Origin of the sequence: Achromobacter sp. LC458, assembly GCF_001005835.2 — a bacterium.
Classification (GTDB): domain Bacteria; phylum Pseudomonadota; class Gammaproteobacteria; order Burkholderiales; family Burkholderiaceae_B; genus Achromobacter; species Achromobacter spanius_B.
The window spans coordinates 23,872-37,872 of the sequence record NZ_LBHW02000014.1; the positions used below are offsets into that span (position 1 = coordinate 23,872).

The 14,001-nt window shown below is 66.1% G+C and carries 13 protein-coding genes; 7 read left to right on the forward strand and 6 right to left on the reverse strand.

The window, feature by feature from the left end:
* Positions 1–4 precede the first annotated feature (4 nt).
* The gene (locus tag YH64_RS13805) at positions 5–1,225 is read right to left on the reverse strand and encodes an ABC transporter substrate-binding protein (protein ID WP_046804810.1); all 1,221 of its coding nucleotides are present in this window, start codon (positions 1,223–1,225) and stop codon (positions 5–7) included.
* Between the two features lie 228 nt (positions 1,226–1,453).
* On the opposite strand from YH64_RS13805, the gene YH64_RS13810 reads away from it, so the two are divergent.
* From YH64_RS13810 to YH64_RS13820, 3 genes are all read left to right on the forward strand, one after another.
* Positions 1,454–1,867, forward strand: a complete 414-nt coding sequence (locus YH64_RS13810; RefSeq protein ID WP_046804811.1) for a carboxymuconolactone decarboxylase family protein — start codon at positions 1,454–1,456, stop codon at positions 1,865–1,867.
* Positions 1,864–2,778, forward strand: coding sequence for an NAD(P)-dependent oxidoreductase (locus YH64_RS13815; RefSeq protein ID WP_046804812.1), 915 nt, complete (start codon positions 1,864–1,866; stop codon positions 2,776–2,778). The genes YH64_RS13810 and YH64_RS13815 overlap by 4 nt, the downstream gene beginning before the upstream one ends.
* Positions 2,779–2,892: 114 nt before the next feature.
* Complete coding sequence (locus YH64_RS13820) at positions 2,893–3,870, forward strand: tripartite tricarboxylate transporter substrate binding protein (protein ID WP_046804813.1); 978 nt, start codon at positions 2,893–2,895, stop codon at positions 3,868–3,870.
* Positions 3,871–3,889: 19 nt separating this feature from the next.
* Here the strand turns inward: YH64_RS13820 and YH64_RS13825 are convergent, their stop codons facing one another.
* Complete coding sequence (locus tag YH64_RS13825; protein ID WP_046804814.1) at positions 3,890–4,780, reverse strand: LysR substrate-binding domain-containing protein; 891 nt, start codon at positions 4,778–4,780, stop codon at positions 3,890–3,892.
* 134 nt (positions 4,781–4,914) lie between these two features.
* Here YH64_RS13825 and YH64_RS13830 point away from each other — a divergent pair, with 134 nt between their 5' ends.
* The 4 genes from YH64_RS13830 (at position 4,915) to YH64_RS13845 (ending at position 9,455) form a co-directional block, all read left to right on the forward strand.
* Positions 4,915–5,961: a tripartite tricarboxylate transporter substrate binding protein gene (locus YH64_RS13830; protein ID WP_082134472.1), complete on the forward strand. Its 1,047-nt coding sequence runs from the start codon at positions 4,915–4,917 to the stop codon at positions 5,959–5,961.
* Positions 5,962–6,052: 91 nt separating this feature from the next.
* Entirely contained in the window at positions 6,053–7,432 is a 1,380-nt protein-coding gene (locus YH64_RS13835) for an MmgE/PrpD family protein (protein ID WP_052946014.1), read from the forward strand.
* 77 nt (positions 7,433–7,509) lie between these two features.
* The gene (locus YH64_RS13840) at positions 7,510–8,523 is read left to right on the forward strand and encodes a tripartite tricarboxylate transporter substrate binding protein (protein WP_082134473.1); all 1,014 of its coding nucleotides are present in this window, start codon (positions 7,510–7,512) and stop codon (positions 8,521–8,523) included.
* Between the two features lie 32 nt (positions 8,524–8,555).
* On the forward strand, positions 8,556–9,455 hold the full coding sequence (locus YH64_RS13845; protein ID WP_046804815.1) for an NAD(P)-dependent oxidoreductase: 900 nt from the start codon (positions 8,556–8,558) through the stop codon (positions 9,453–9,455).
* A gap of 54 nt (positions 9,456–9,509) precedes the next feature.
* Here YH64_RS13845 and YH64_RS13850 read toward each other — a convergent pair whose 3' ends face one another.
* From YH64_RS13850 to YH64_RS13865, 4 genes are all read right to left on the reverse strand, one after another.
* Complete coding sequence (locus tag YH64_RS13850; RefSeq protein ID WP_046804816.1) at positions 9,510–10,574, reverse strand: hypothetical protein; 1,065 nt, start codon at positions 10,572–10,574, stop codon at positions 9,510–9,512.
* A gap of 252 nt (positions 10,575–10,826) precedes the next feature.
* Entirely contained in the window at positions 10,827–12,158 is a 1,332-nt protein-coding gene (locus YH64_RS13855; protein ID WP_255444430.1) for an MFS transporter, read from the reverse strand.
* A gap of 6 nt (positions 12,159–12,164) precedes the next feature.
* Positions 12,165–13,175 (reverse strand): NAD(P)-dependent oxidoreductase, encoded by a 1,011-nt coding sequence (locus tag YH64_RS13860; protein WP_143215381.1) that lies wholly within the window; start codon positions 13,173–13,175, stop codon positions 12,165–12,167.
* A gap of 98 nt (positions 13,176–13,273) precedes the next feature.
* A complete protein-coding gene (locus YH64_RS13865) occupies positions 13,274–13,927 on the reverse strand; it encodes a hydrolase (RefSeq protein ID WP_046804818.1) in 654 nt (217 codons plus the stop codon).
* Positions 13,928–14,001 lie beyond the last annotated feature (74 nt).

Genomic DNA, 14,001 nt, shown 5'->3' on the forward strand with positions numbered 1-14,001 from the left:
CGCGCTAGCTGGCGGCGATGACGGCGCCCTTGGCCAGCGCCTTGGGCCACACCGAGACCAGCTCGTTGTTCTGCCACTGCACCATGATCGGCTGCGCCAGCGTGTTCAGGCCGTTGGCGTCAAAATGCACGCCGCCACCCGACATCACGCCCGCCCAACCCTGGTCGTACTTCTGCGCGCGCAGCGCCTTGGACACCGCCTCGGGCTTGTCGGACGCCGCCACCTCAAGCGCTTGCGCCAGCACGCCCGCGCACACCGCGTGTTCCAGCGCCTCGTGCGGCATGAAGGTGCCGAAGCGCTTGCGATAGCGCTCGGTGTATTCCGGCGCCTGGTCGTAGTTGGCCGGCGCAATCGACAGCACGGCCTGGGAATACTGCCCCAGCGCCTTGGCAAAGTCGGGAATCACATAGCCCGCCGCGCCGCCCACGATGGGCACCGTCAGGCGTTGCTGGCGCATCACCCGGATGATCAACAGGCTGTCGTTCAAGTACGAAATCGGAAACACGATCTGGGCGTCCGACGCGCGCAGCTTGCTGATCAGTGGCGTGACGTCGGTAATGCCCAACGGGTACGCCTCGTCCAGCACGATTTGCGCGCCCGCCGCCTTGGCCGCGTTGCGCACACCGATCGCCTGCGACGTGCCGTAGGCGGTGTCTTCGTACAGCAGCGCGATCTTCTTGATGTCGGACGCGCCGGCCACGACAGAGGCCGCATAGTCGTATTGCGCGCGGCCCAGCACCGAGCCCTTGGAGACCACCTGGAAGATGTGCTTGAAGCCGCGTTCGGTCAGCACGTCCGAGAACGACATGGTCAAGAGCGGGATGCCACGCCGTTCGGTCACTTCGGACACGGCCAGGGTCAAGGACGAGGCATAGGCGCCGATCAGCGCCACGCATCGGTTCTGCGTGATCAGGCGCTGCGCGACGGTGGCGGCGGTAGTGGGCTGGGACGTGGCGTCCGCGATGATCAGTTTCAGCTTGGCCCCGCCCAACGCCTTGATGCCGCCTGCCGCATTGATCTCGTCGGCGGCCAGTTCCAGGCCCTGCCGCGAATTAATGCCGAACTGCGCGTTGGCGCCAGACAAGGGCAGGATCACCCCGACGTTGATGTCGGCCGGCGCCGCCAGCGCGCGGCCCGGCAGGGTGGCTGCCAGCGCGGCCGCGCCCAGCCCCGCGACAAATTCCCGACGCCCGTGGCGCACGGCCTGTTTGGGAAAGCTTTTCATGGTTGTCTCCTGGCTTTTGTGGTTGAGGGCGCACGGCAGCCAGCCCGGCGCTTTGCCGCATTATTGTGTTCAAACTTTAAGCAGTCAAGAAGATTGTCGGACAATCCGACTATTGACGTTCGGACGAAACTTGACTGACAATCAGACAAACTAGAACCGACTCCAGACAAACCCGCGACCGGGCACAGACCCGGTTTGACACCCGTCACCATCACCAACGAGGAACCTATGGCAGACACCAAATCCGAAACCCAAGCCCTGTTCGACCAAGGCCTGAAGCTGCGCCGCGAAGTGCTGGGCGCCGAATACGTGGACGGTTCGCTGGCCCGCGCCAACGACTTCATGATGGCCTTCCAGCACATCACCACCGAATGGTGCTGGGGCTACGCCTGGGGCCGCCCCGGCCTGGAAAAGAAAACGCGCAGCATGCTGAACCTGGCGATGCTGACGGCGCTGAACCGACCGGCGGAAATCAAGTTGCACGTCAAAGGCGCGCTGACCAATGGCGTGACGGTTGAAGAGATCAAGGAAATCCTGCTGCAAGCCACCGTGTACTGCGGTATCCCCGCCGGGCTGGACGCCTTCAAGGTGGCCAACCAGGTGCTGGAGGAAGAGGGCGCCTTCAAGGAGCAGCAAGCATGAGCGCATCGCAAGAACGCGTGGGCCTGATCGGCATCGGCAGCATGGGCTGGCCGATGGCGGCGCGGCTGGTGCAGGCGGGCTTCGCGGTGACGGTGTTTGATGCCGTGCCCGGCCAGGCCGATAAATTCGCGCAGGAGGTCGGCGGCCAGGCCGCGACCACCTGCGCCGAACTGGCGGCGCAGTCCGACATCATCGTCACGATGCTGCCCACCAGCGCCATCGTGGAACAGGTGCTGGGCGGCGACCAGGGCGCGCTGGCGGGGCTGCGCCCCGGCAGCGTCGTGGTGGAAATGAGCTCGGGCGTGCCGACGCATACGCAGCGGCTGGCCCAGGCCGTGGCCGCCGCCGGTGGCCAGATGGTGGACGCGCCCGTGTCGGGCGGCGTGCCGCGCGCGCGTACCGGCGAACTGTCCATCATGTACGGCGGCCCCGCCGCCACGCTGGAACGCGTGCGCCCCGCGCTGTCCGCGATGGGCACGTCGATTACCCCCGTGGGCGATGTCGGCAGCGCCCATGCCATGAAGGCGTTGAACAACCTGGTGTCGGCGGGCGGCTTTTTGATCGGCGTTGAAGCCATGATCATCGGCCAGCAGTTCGGCCTGGACCCCAACGTGATCGTGGACGTGCTGAACGCGTCCACCGGCATGAACAATTCCACGCAGAAAAAATTCAAGCAGTTCGTGCTGTCGCGGGAATTCAATTCCGGCTTCGGGCTGGACCTGATGGTCAAGGACCTGGGCATTGCGCTGGGCATCGCCACCGATACCGGCACGCCCACGCCGTTTGCCTCGCTGTGTCGCGAGCTCTGGGCGTCAGCGGGCAAAACGCTGGGCAAGGGCCAGGACCACACCGCCGTGGCGCGTCTGTCCGAACAATTGGCCGGCGTGGAGCTGTCGGCCAAGAAAAGCTAGGCCGTCTCCACCACGGCGCGGCAGCCGCCGCGCCCCTTTCAACCTGCATCACCCCAACCGCCAAGACAAGGCGGAGGGCCGGCTGTTGCCGGCACAAATAGCGAGGAGCAAACCATGAAGAAGATTTTTCTGGCGACCCTGGGCGCCGGCCTGATCACGCTTGGCGCCAACGCCCTGGCGCAAAACTATCCCACGCGTGCCATTTCGATGGTGGTGCCGTACGCGGCCGGCGGGTCCACCGACGGGCTGGCCCGCATCGTGGCGCAAGCCATGGGAGAGAACCTGGGCCAGACCGTCGTGGTGGAAAACCTGGGCGGCGGCGGCACCATGATCGGCAACCAGCGCGTCACGCGCGCCGCGCCCGACGGCTACACCATCACCTTCGGCAACATGGGGTCGCTGGCCATTGCGCCGTCGCTGTACCCCAAGGCCAAGTTCGACCCGCGTCGCGACATGAGCGCCATCGGGCTGGTTGCCACGGTGCCGATGGTGCTGTCCGTCAGCAAGAAAAGCGGCATCACCACGCTGCCCGACTTTGTTGCGCGTTTGAAAAAGAATGGCGCCGACGTGAACTTTGGCAATGCAGGGTCGGGGTCCACCAGCCATATCGCTGCTGCGTACTTTCTGCATGTGACGAATACGCAGGGCATGCAGGTCCCGTATCGGGGCGCCGGCCCGGCCATTGCGGATTTGATGGCGGGTACGGTGGACGCGGTGATTGACCAGACCGTCACGATGATTCCGATTCATGAAGGCAAGCGCGTCACGGCGCTGGCCGTGGCCGCTGCCTCGCGCCTGCCGCAGATTCCCGACGTGCCCACCTTCGCGGAAGGCGGCGTACCCGACTTCAACATGAGCGTGTGGAACGGCATCGCCGCGCCAGCCGGCACGCCGCCCGCCGTGATCGCGCGGCTGGAGCAGGCCCTGGCGGCGGCCTTGAAAAGCCCCGGGGTGCGCGAGTCGCTGGACAAGCTTGCCGCGCAGGCCCCGGACGCCAAGCAGCAGGGCGCGGCTGCGTTCCAGGCGCTGATCGCAAAGGACGTTCCGCGTTTTGCCGAGCTGATCAAAGAAGCGAACATCACCGTGAATTGATTGCGTAAAACAACCCGCATCAAGGTCCGCCGCGCGCCTGCTTCACGCTGATCAGCCAATCGGTAAACGTGCTGAACGGCGCGGTGGCGGCGCGGTCGGGCTTGCTGACCAGGTAGTAGCCGTTGCTGCTGCGCGCGGTGTGGGCCAGCGGTTGGACCAACTGGCCGGTGGCGAAGTCCTGCGTGATGTAGGCGCGTTGCGTTACCGCGATGCCCAGCCCTTCGGCGGCCGCTTGCAAGCACAGCACGGCATTGGCCAGCGGGATGAAACGGGTGTCGCTGCTTGCGCTCAAGCCCGCCGACAGCAGCCAGCGGTCCCAGCAGTCGGGTGCAATCATGGATTGCAGCAGCGTTTCGCCTAGTACGTCTTGCGCGCGATGCACGCGCTTGGCCAGCGCGGGCGAGCACGCCAACACCAACTCGTCCGGAAATAACAAGTCGGCCCGCAGGCCGGGCCAGTGGCCGTCGCCGCAACGCACGACGAAATCGGCGTTGTGCAATTCGGTGTCATCGGCGCGCGCCACCGTGGCTACTTCAATGTCGATATCGGCGTGTTGCGCATACAGCGATCCCAGCCGTGGCATCAGCCATTTGATGGCAAAGCTGGGAATTACCTTGACGCGGATGCGGCGGTTGGCGCCGGCCTCGGCCGCCCTGGCCAACGCGGCTTCCAGTTGATCGAAAAGTTCGGCGGCCTCCAGGGCAAGCTCGGTGCCGACGGTGGTGAAGGCGATGTCGCGGCCGTCCTTATGCACCAATTGCACCCCCAGATCGCTTTCCAGCCGGCGCAATTGGTGGCTGACCGCACCGGGCGTGACGTGCAGCAATTCGGCCGCGCGCCCCACGCCGCCGCCTCGGTGGACGGCATCCAGAACCCGCAGTGGGCCCAGGCGATTTCTGAGTTTGTGCATGATTGAAAACAACTCAATGGTCGAACAATAAGATTCGACAGACGCTGAGAAAGAACGCGCCTACAGTCTGCCTTGATTGATAAAACTAAATCAAGCGTTCGCATGCAGTGCGGCGCCACAAGGAGGAGACAAGCATGCACGGATTTATTCGACGGCGCGCTAGCGTCATGGCACCGCTGCCCCGGTTTTGCGCGGCATTGGGCGTGATGGGCGGTGTGGCGTGGGCGGTGACTTTCGGTACGGCATCGTGGGCCGCCGGCGCGCAGGCGGCTTACCCCGAACGATCCATCCGCCTGATCGTGCCTTTCGCGGCGGGCAGCGCGGCCGATACGCTGTCGCGCGTCGTCGCATCCGCCTTGTCCGACGAGCTGGGTCAACCGTTGGTGGTAGATAACAAGGGCGGCGCCGGGGGCACCATTGGCACGGTTGACATTGCCCGCGCCAAGCCGGATGGCTACACGTTAGGCATCGCCGCGCAAGGCACCTTCGTCAACAACCAGGTGCTCTATAAATCGCCCGGCTACGACTCCATCAAGGATTTCACTTTCATCAGCGAAATTGCCGACGTGCAGAACCTGCTGGTGGTTGACACAAAATCGCCGTACCAGGATGCCCCGTCGCTGCTGGCCGCCATCAAGGCCAAGCCCGCGGAAACCTTCCGCTATTCCTCAAGCGGTGTGGGCACCAGCCACCACATCGCCGGCGCCACCGTGGCGCAAATGCTGAACAAACCGCTGCTGCACGTGCCATACACCGGCGCGCCCCAAGGCTTGGGCGCCATCATCAGCGGCGACGTGGACATGGGCCTGTACAACCTGCCGGCCGCTATCGGGCTGGTGCGCGGCGGCAAGCTGCGGGCGCTGGCCGTCACCGGGCCCAAGCGCTCCACGCTGCTGCCTGACGTGCCTACGATGCAGGAAAGCGGCCTGACGAACTACTCGGTCACGCTGTGGTGGGGCCTGGTCGGTCCGGCTGGCTTGCCGGCCAACGTGTCAACGCGCCTGCATGCCGCGCTGGACAAGGTCATGAGCCAGCCCGCACTGCGTGACAAGCTGATCGGACAGGGCTTTACCTTGCCCGACACGCCGTTGCCCAAACCGGCCGCTTTCGAGGCCCTGGTGCGCCAGGATCTTGCCAAATGGGTTCCCGTTCTGAAGGAACTGGGAACGGCCGCTCAGTGAGTGGCGTGCAGTAACGCTCGCGCGGCAACGGCTCACGCAGCAACGGCCGCGCGGTAACTCCCGCCGTCACGCACTCTTCAAGGAAACCACTGTGCAATCTTCTTCCAAGGCGCGCCCGCTGGCGCGTCAGTTGGCGGACCTTGTCATGTCCACGCCCGCCGACGCGCTGCCCGCCCTGGCGCTTGAACACGCCAAGATGAGCCTGGCCAGCACCTTGGCCAGCGCCGCGATGGGCTATGACATTGCATCGGCCCGCATCATTCGCGACATCGAACTGGCCAATGGCGGCACGCCCGCCGCCAGCCTGTGGTTCGACGGCCGGCGCTTGCCGCTGGCAGCAGCCGCGCGCGCCAACGCCGTGGCCAGCGACGCAGCCGCATCGGACGACAGCGACATGCGCAGCATTGCCCACATCGGCACCATCGTGTCCAGCGTGGCGCTGGCGGTGGGCCAACAGCAGGGCGCGAGCGGTCGCGATGTGCTGGCTGCCATGGTGCTGGGCTACGAAGTGGCCGGACGCATCGACGAATCCTTGACCCCGGGCCGCATGCAACGCGGCTTTCACGGATCATGGTCAACCGTGTTCGGCGCCTGCGTCGCCGCGGGCTTGTTGCTGCGCCTTGACGCCTTGCAGCTGGCGCACGCCATGGCGCTGTCGGCAACGTCAGCCAGCGGCATGGCCATTGCGGCCGACACCAGTTGCGCGCGGGAATATCACGCCGGCCAGGCCGCCGGCGCAGGCATACGCGCCGCGCTCGCGGCGCAGCGCGGGTTTGAGGGTGAGCTGGGAATCTTCGAAGCGCCGCGCGGGTTTCTTGATGCACTGGGCGGGCAGGCGCGCGAGGACATCGTGTGCGATTGGGGCGAATCGTGGGACATCGTCACCGACTTGGCCATCAAGCTGATGCCCGGCGCACACCCCTTTCACGCATGCGCCGAGGCTGCGGCCGAGGCCGCGCGCGCCGGCACCGTCCGGCCCGCCGACATCGATCGCATCGTTGTGTCGGCCGCCGTGCAATGGACCAACTTCAAAGGCGAGCCACACCCCCGCAATCTGGTCGATGCGGCGCACAGCCTGCCGTACTTCGTGGCCGCCGCCATCGCCGACGATGGCTTTGCCTGGGCCCACATGGACGAGACCAAAATGGCGGACCCCGTCATTTCGGCCTTGCAGGACAAAGTCGAATTCGATCCCGACCCGCCGCCGCTACCCGACCGCTTTCCCCACCGCCACGGCGGCACGGTATCGATCATCCTGCGCGACGGCGCCGTGCATCGCGCGACGTGCCGTGCCCCCCGAGGCTCCGGCGCGCGCGGCATCGACTGGCAAGACGTGCGCGACAAATTCCTGCACCTGTTCCCGCTGGGCGGGCTGCCGCCCAGCGCCACCGATGGCTGCTTGCAAGCCATCTTGGATCTGGACAAAGCGGGCGGCGTCGGCACGCTGGTGGAGCTGTTGCGCCGGCGCTGAGGCGCATATCGCATAGCGCATATCGCAGATCGATAACGCGGCGTGACACCGCATCGCCGCTGAACGAAGGAGACGACATGAAGCGACGTATCGCATCCCGCTTGCCGGGCGCGGCACTCTGGCTTGGTCTTGGCCTGGTGCTGGGCCCGGGCCCAAGCCTCGCCCAGACCGCCAAAGCCGAGGACGCCTTCCCATCCAAGCCCGTCACCATCATGGTTGGCGTTGCGCCCGGCGGCAGCGTGGACGCGCTGGCGCGGCTGGTTGCCACCGAACTGGGCAAGGCCACCAAGACCACTTTCGTGGTCGAAAACGTCACGGGCGCGGGAGGCCTGCTGGCATTTCAGCGTCTGGCGCGTTCGGCGCCGGATGGCTACACCCTGATGTTCAGCAATCAATCCATGGTGCTGATTCCCTTGCTATACCCCAAGGCGGGCCTGGACATCGTGCAGGACACGAAGGCCGTCGGCACTGTTGCCAACGTGCCTATGGTGCTTAGCGTCAGCAATCAAAGCGGCATCAAGGACCTGCCGTCGATGCTGGCGGGCATGCGCAGCGGCGAACTCAAGATGAACTTTGGCTCAGGCGGACCGGGCACCACCGCGCATTTGGCCGAAGCGATGTTCCTGCGCATGGCCGGCGTCCAAGCGCAACTGGTCCAGTATCGCGGGTCGGGCCCCGCCATCACCGACCTGATGGGCGGGACCATACAGTCGGTGCTGGACCAGACCGTCACGATGCTGCCCCTTCATAAAGCCGGGCAGATCAAGGCCATCGCGGTGGCATCGCCCCAGCGCCTGCCGCAGATGCCCGACGTGCCCACCTTCGCCGAGGGTGGGGTTGCGCAGTTCGATATGCAGATCTGGAATGGCCTGGTGGCGCCGCGTGGCACGCCCGACGCCGTGGTGGACAACTTGGCGCGGGTCCTGAGCCAAGCGGTTCAGTCGCCTGACTTCAAGGCGCGCATCGACAGCTTGGCGGCGCGCGTTCCGTCAGCACAAGAGCGCAGCCCCGCCGCCTTCGCGCGTGTCCTGCAACAAGACCAACAGCAGTTTTCCGAACTGGCCACACAAATTGGCCTGCAACCGCGCTGATGCGCCGCCGGCATCGCGCCCAAGGAACAAAAATGAGCAAGACAATTTACGGATTCATCGGATTGGGCAATATGGGCAACCCGCTGGCCAGACGCTTGATCCAGGCCGGCCATACGCTGCACGTTGCTGATACCGATTCAGCCGTGCGCCAGCAACTGGAAGCGCTGGGCGCCGAGGGGCACGACACCCCGCGCGCCGTTGGGGATGCGGCCGATGTGGTGTTCTTGAGCCTGCCCGATGGCAAGGTGGTAGACGAGGTATTGGGCGGTGAGCGCGGGCTGGCCGCCGCGTCGCGCGCCAAATGCGTGGTGGATCTATCGACCGTCGGCCCAGTGGCGGCGCGGCGCGCCTATGACACGCTGGCAGCCCAGGGCATCGACTACGTGGATGCGCCGATCAGCGGCGGACCCACCGGCGCGGAACGCGGCACGCTGGCCATCATGGTGGCTTGCCCCCCGTCGCGCTACGACGCTTTGGGCGAGGTGCTGAGCCACTTCGGCAAGACCTTTTATCTGGGCGCCGAAGCCGGCCAGGCCCAAGTCATGAAGCTGGCCAACAACCTGCTGTCCGCCACCGCCGTGGCCATTACGTCGGAGGCGATGGCGCTGGGCGTCAAGGCCGGGCTGGACCCCAGCGTGATGCTGGACGTCATCAACGCCGGGTCCGGCCGCAATTCGGCCACCCTGGAAAAGTTTCCCCGTGCGGTGCTGACCGGCACCTTCAACGTGGGCTTCGCTGCGCGCCTTGCCCACAAGGATGTGCGCCTGTGCCTGGAAGAAGCCGAGCGTCATGGCGTGCCCATGGTTGTGGGCTCGTCAGTGCGCGAGATGCTGGTGATGACGACCGCTATCCATGGCCGGGACGCCGACTACGCCGACGTGGCGCGGATGGTTGAAGATTGGGCAGGCGTGAAAATCCGCGCCAGGGGTTAAGAGCGGGAAGGGCGGACAGGGCTGCATGACGCCGATGGCACTTGGCCTCCCGCCTTATCGCCCCTTCATCGACACCGGCACGCCCCACACCGGGTCTTCCATGCCTTGCTTGCCCAGCGGCGTGATCTGCATGGCTTGCAAGGTGGAAAGCAGTTGCCGGTGCGCGTCGCTGACGTTGGTGCGCTGCGCGATGAGCTTTTGCGCGAAGTCCATCGGTGCGGGGCGCGTGTAGACGGTGAAGTCTTCCAGCGGGCATTCGATCATCTTGGGGTCGACCGCGCGGCAGGCCGATTGCTTGTACTGGTAGCTGGGCGTCTTCATGTGCATGCGCTGGCTCAGCACGAACTGGCCGCCCTTGAGCGTAAAGCTGGCCAGCGCCAGCTTCGGCGGCACGCGCGATTGCACCTTGATCGCCGGGATGTCGCGCCAGGCCGTCTCTTCGTAATAGCCGGCGCGCGAGCCTTGCGTGGTTTCGGTGTACTGCTCTTCGCCCCAGGCGACGCAGGCGCCCGTGCCCCGATGCACCGCCGTGCAGACGGTGCGCGTCTTGAGCTGCGAGCCCGTGGTGCCCTCATGCCAGTTGGTCTCTTTATAGAACTCGCGGTAGAGCTCCGGCGACAGATACGCGGTGCCGTTGGCGCCGCGGCCCGAGCCCACCGGGCCGCTACGCGCGCCCACCTGGTCCAGCAAGGCGTTCAGCTTGTAGTCGTCGCCACCGGTCAGCAGGTATTTGCCGGGCGGCAGGATGTGCACTTCAAACGCCTTGAACAGATAGGTGGCCTTCTCGTCACGTTGCAGCGAGTTGTTCTGAAACTTGCGGCCGAAGGTGATCTTCGGCTGTTGCTCGTGCATCCAGACCGTGTTGCCGGTCCACTTCGTCATGGACATTGCATCCTTGAGCGTGGCGTGCGGCATCACGTCGGCCACCAGCACCACCGCCATGTCCGCCTTGAGCGCTTCGTCAATCAGGTCCAGCAACTGCGCGTAGCGCGGGTCGTCCATCGTGCCTTCGCCCTTTGAATCCGGCAGGGTGATGCACCCGGACAAGGCAAGCGGCAGGGCCAGGGTCAAGGTCAGGCGCAGGGCGGAAAGGGCAACTCGCGGTCGCGGCAGCGTCATGGGGGGCGGTCCTTGGAGGGGCGGAGTCGGTTCAATGACCGCGCATCCTACTGGCTTGGATAAACGCTGCAAGCGTTGGGTGACCGCTGAAACATGGCGCGCGTCCGCGCACGCAAGGGGCGACGCGGTCGGCAAGCGTGGCCGGGGTGGCATCGTTGCCGCGCGGACCCACGGCGGACGCGGCTTGTGACCCGTCGGCGGCGGTGGCGGCGTCAAGCCAGGTCGTAGAACCGCGTCGGGCGCGTCCGTAAATTATTGTTGCGACTGTTTCTTGCACGCTGGAAACCGGCGGCGCTGGGCATTGTCGGCGGTCTCGGCCCGTGCGATTCCCGCCGTCAAGGCAAGGGCGGCAAACAGGATAACGGCGTGATTGGCCGTGAAACGGTCCATCAGCAGCCCGAAGATCGCCGCGCCCGCCGTCTGACCGATGGCCAGCGCCAGAAACGCAATCATCACGCCGGTGGCGGGGCGTTGGGGCAGGGCCGACACGCCCCATAGCAGATAGGCGCCGGTGATCGTGATGTAGGCCACGCCGAACAGCGCGCCGCCCAACAGCGCCAAGGGCGCGGACGTGCCGTCGATGCCGACCAGCAGCACGCTTGCGGCCATGGCCGTCAGGAACACTCGGTGCACGCGGTCAATGCCGAACCGTGCGATCCAGTGCCCCGCGCCCGCGCCCACAATGCCGGCAGCGCCGATGGCGGTCCACAGCAGGCCCGCGCCGGCGCTGCTCCAGTTCAAGCGCAGGCCGACCAGCTGCCCTCCGAAAGACCAGATCGCGGTGCTGGCCGCGCCCGTCAGGAAGGCCGCCGCGATCAAGCGCCGCAAGACGCCACTTAACATCGGGATGCCGTTGCCGGTGGTGGTAGTGCCGGTGGTAGCAGTGCCGGTGGTAGCAGTGCCGGTGGTGGTAGCGCCGGTGGTGGTAACGCCGGTGGTGCTAGCGCCGGTGGCAGTAGCGCCAGCAGCAGTAGCGCCGGCGGTCGCGCCCTGCGTGCGCCGGGGCAGGATGAACGCCACGGCAAACGCCAACCCGAAAGCCACGGCGGCAAAGCCCGCGAAGGCCACGCGCCACTGCTCGCCCATCATCAGCGCGACGGGGCCGGACAAGGCCACGCCCGCGCCGGTGCCCGCGTTGATGAAGGCGTTGGTGGCGTTCTGGCGGCCAGGCGGAACGCCCGCCGCAACCGCCGCCGCCAGCGCGGGCGATACCAAACCTGTGCTGGATCCGGCCAGCATGACGGCGCCCGCCAGCCAAGGCGCGGTGGGCGCCGCCGCGATACCCGCCATGCCCGCCGCCGCAATCAGCGCCGCGCCGATGGCGACAAAGCGGGGGCCCAGGCGTTCGGTCAGCCAGGCCGACAGGATGACTGCCACGCAGTAAGTCAGAAATGCCGCGCCCGACATCAAGCCGCTCAGGGTTGAAGACAGGCTAAGTTCCGCGTCGATCCGAGGCAGGAAGAGCCCGAAGGCAAACCGCGCGAAACCGTAGCAGGCGGCGATCAGGGCAAAGCCCGTGATGCCCAGATAGCGGCTGGTGTTGATGGCCATGTCGTCGACGCCCGGATTTGACGCGGTTGTCACCGGCCCCTACTGCACCGGGTCAAGCGCGATGATGCTGCCGCCCTCGGCCCGCAGGCGCGACAGGTAGGTACCGTGATCGACCACCTGAAAGGGAAAGAGCAGCCCCGGCGGCGTGGGCGGATTGCCGTCCAGGCCGGCCAGCCGCTCAAGAATCATGCTGACGCCCAGCGCCGTCAAATGGGCCGCGCCGCGCGGGTGGAACACCGCATGACGGGTCCGCAGCGCACGGCCGTCATGGCCTTTGCCCGCGAGCTCAATGATGATCTCGGTCGATTTCGGTTCACCGCGCCGCCGCGATGAACTGATGCCGGTGGCGATATTGAACTGCACGTTGGGCGCCCCGGTTGCCGTGGCCAGACCCGCCACATCGATGGACGAGAAGCCGTGCGCTTGCATCACCGTGCCGTCGATGGCGCGAAACTCGGCCCGGGCGTCTTCTTTGCCGCGCCAGACGTAGCGGCCATCACGTAGCGTCAAGGCGGCCGGCATCATGCGGTTCAGGCGCTCGAAATCCTCGGCCACGGCAGGGCCGCCGCCGTCCTGATCGTCGACAAGGGCGCCGATCTTGATGTCGTGCAACTGCGCAAAGGCGCGCGCGCAATCGAACGTGGCGATGGTGGTGGCGCCCACCAGCCATTCATAGCCCAGCACGATGGCACAGGTGCCGGGCGACTGCATGTACGCAGCCACTTCGGGCGCAATCTCATAGACACCGGAAGAAATTCCCAGGTGGGGCGCACCGCGACGCTGCGCAAAGCGCAGGCCGGCCAATCGATCATCGGCGTAAAACACGGCCACGGCCGCTACCGGCCGCTCGCCCAGCCCCAGATCGTTGGCGCGCGAGTCAATCACCACGCCTTCGGCGTTGCCCAGCTTGGCCGCCGCGTCGGCACTTTTTGCCGCATCGCGCCCGCCGATCAGCAACGGGACATCGGGGTAAACGGCCCGCAAAGCGCGGGCGCTCAAGCGGCCGATGGAACCGGTGCCTCCCATCAGCAAGACAGCGTTTGTCGTCATATCAGCATTCCTCGGCACGTTGTCCCGGGCCGGAATGGCCTCGGCGCCAGGCAGGGCAACTTATGCCGTCCTGGCGCCGGTTCGGGGCGCCGCCGCGATCAGCTTGCGGTGGCGGGCGCGGGCGTATTCAGCAACTGCTGTTCCCACAGATATGCGATGCCGCTGCCGGCCGCGTGTTGGACCAGTACATTGGTCAGCGCTTCGGCGGTGCCCAGGCGCGCCCAGTCGCGCTGCCATTCGGCGGCCACCGCCAGCCACGTCATCAAGTTGACGCCGGCCGCCGCCATGCGCTGAAGCGCCACTTCGTGCGCTTCGACCGACACGCCGCCGGACGCGTCGGTCACCACCGTCACATCCCAGCCTTCGCCCGCCGCCTGGATCGCCGGCATCGCCACGCAGACCTCGGTCCACAAGCCGGCAATGATCAGCTGCTTGCGGCCCGTGGCCTTGGCCGCTTCGACAACCTTCTTGTCTTCCCACGTGTTGATGAGCGTGCGGTCGATGACCGCTTGCCCGGGGAACACATCGGTGATTTGCGAAAAAATGCGGCCGCCCCGGTCAGCAATCACGCTGGTCAGGATGGTGGGCACGTTGAACGCCTTGGCGGCCTTCGCCAACGCCGTCGAATTGTTGACCACCATGTGCGGGTCGTGGCTGTTCAGGTTGGTCAGCTGGTAGGGCTGATGGTCGATCAGAACCAATAACGAGTCTTCAGGACGGAGTAGCGAATCGAGGCCATTACGAAATTTCATTGGTGATCCCTGGCTTGCTGTGGTTGGAGGGGGTGCTCTGCAACATGCAGTGCCGGGTGGCGGACGCGGGTAGC

What these genes read in the sequence shown, in the direction of transcription:
- YH64_RS13810 (WP_046804811.1), top strand. Translation starts at nt 1,454, where the DNA reads ATGGCAGACACCAAATCCGAAACCCAAGCCCTGTTCGACCAAGGCCTG.
- YH64_RS13845 (WP_046804815.1), top strand. Translation starts at nt 8,556, where the DNA reads ATGAGCAAGACAATTTACGGATTCATCGGATTGGGCAATATGGGCAAC.
- YH64_RS13830 (WP_082134472.1), top strand. Translation starts at nt 4,915, where the DNA reads ATGCACGGATTTATTCGACGGCGCGCTAGCGTCATGGCACCGCTGCCC.
- YH64_RS13815 (WP_046804812.1), top strand. Translation starts at nt 1,864, where the DNA reads ATGAGCGCATCGCAAGAACGCGTGGGCCTGATCGGCATCGGCAGCATG.
- YH64_RS13820 (WP_046804813.1), top strand. Translation starts at nt 2,893, where the DNA reads ATGAAGAAGATTTTTCTGGCGACCCTGGGCGCCGGCCTGATCACGCTT.
- YH64_RS13860 (WP_143215381.1), bottom strand. Translation starts at nt 13,175, where the DNA reads ATGACGACAAACGCTGTCTTGCTGATGGGAGGCACCGGTTCCATCGGC.
- YH64_RS13850 (WP_046804816.1), bottom strand. Translation starts at nt 10,574, where the DNA reads ATGACGCTGCCGCGACCGCGAGTTGCCCTTTCCGCCCTGCGCCTGACC.
- YH64_RS13840 (WP_082134473.1), top strand. Translation starts at nt 7,510, where the DNA reads ATGAAGCGACGTATCGCATCCCGCTTGCCGGGCGCGGCACTCTGGCTT.
- YH64_RS13865 (WP_046804818.1), bottom strand. Translation starts at nt 13,927, where the DNA reads ATGAAATTTCGTAATGGCCTCGATTCGCTACTCCGTCCTGAAGACTCG.
- YH64_RS13825 (WP_046804814.1), bottom strand. Translation starts at nt 4,780, where the DNA reads ATGCACAAACTCAGAAATCGCCTGGGCCCACTGCGGGTTCTGGATGCC.
- YH64_RS13805 (WP_046804810.1), bottom strand. Translation starts at nt 1,225, where the DNA reads ATGAAAAGCTTTCCCAAACAGGCCGTGCGCCACGGGCGTCGGGAATTT.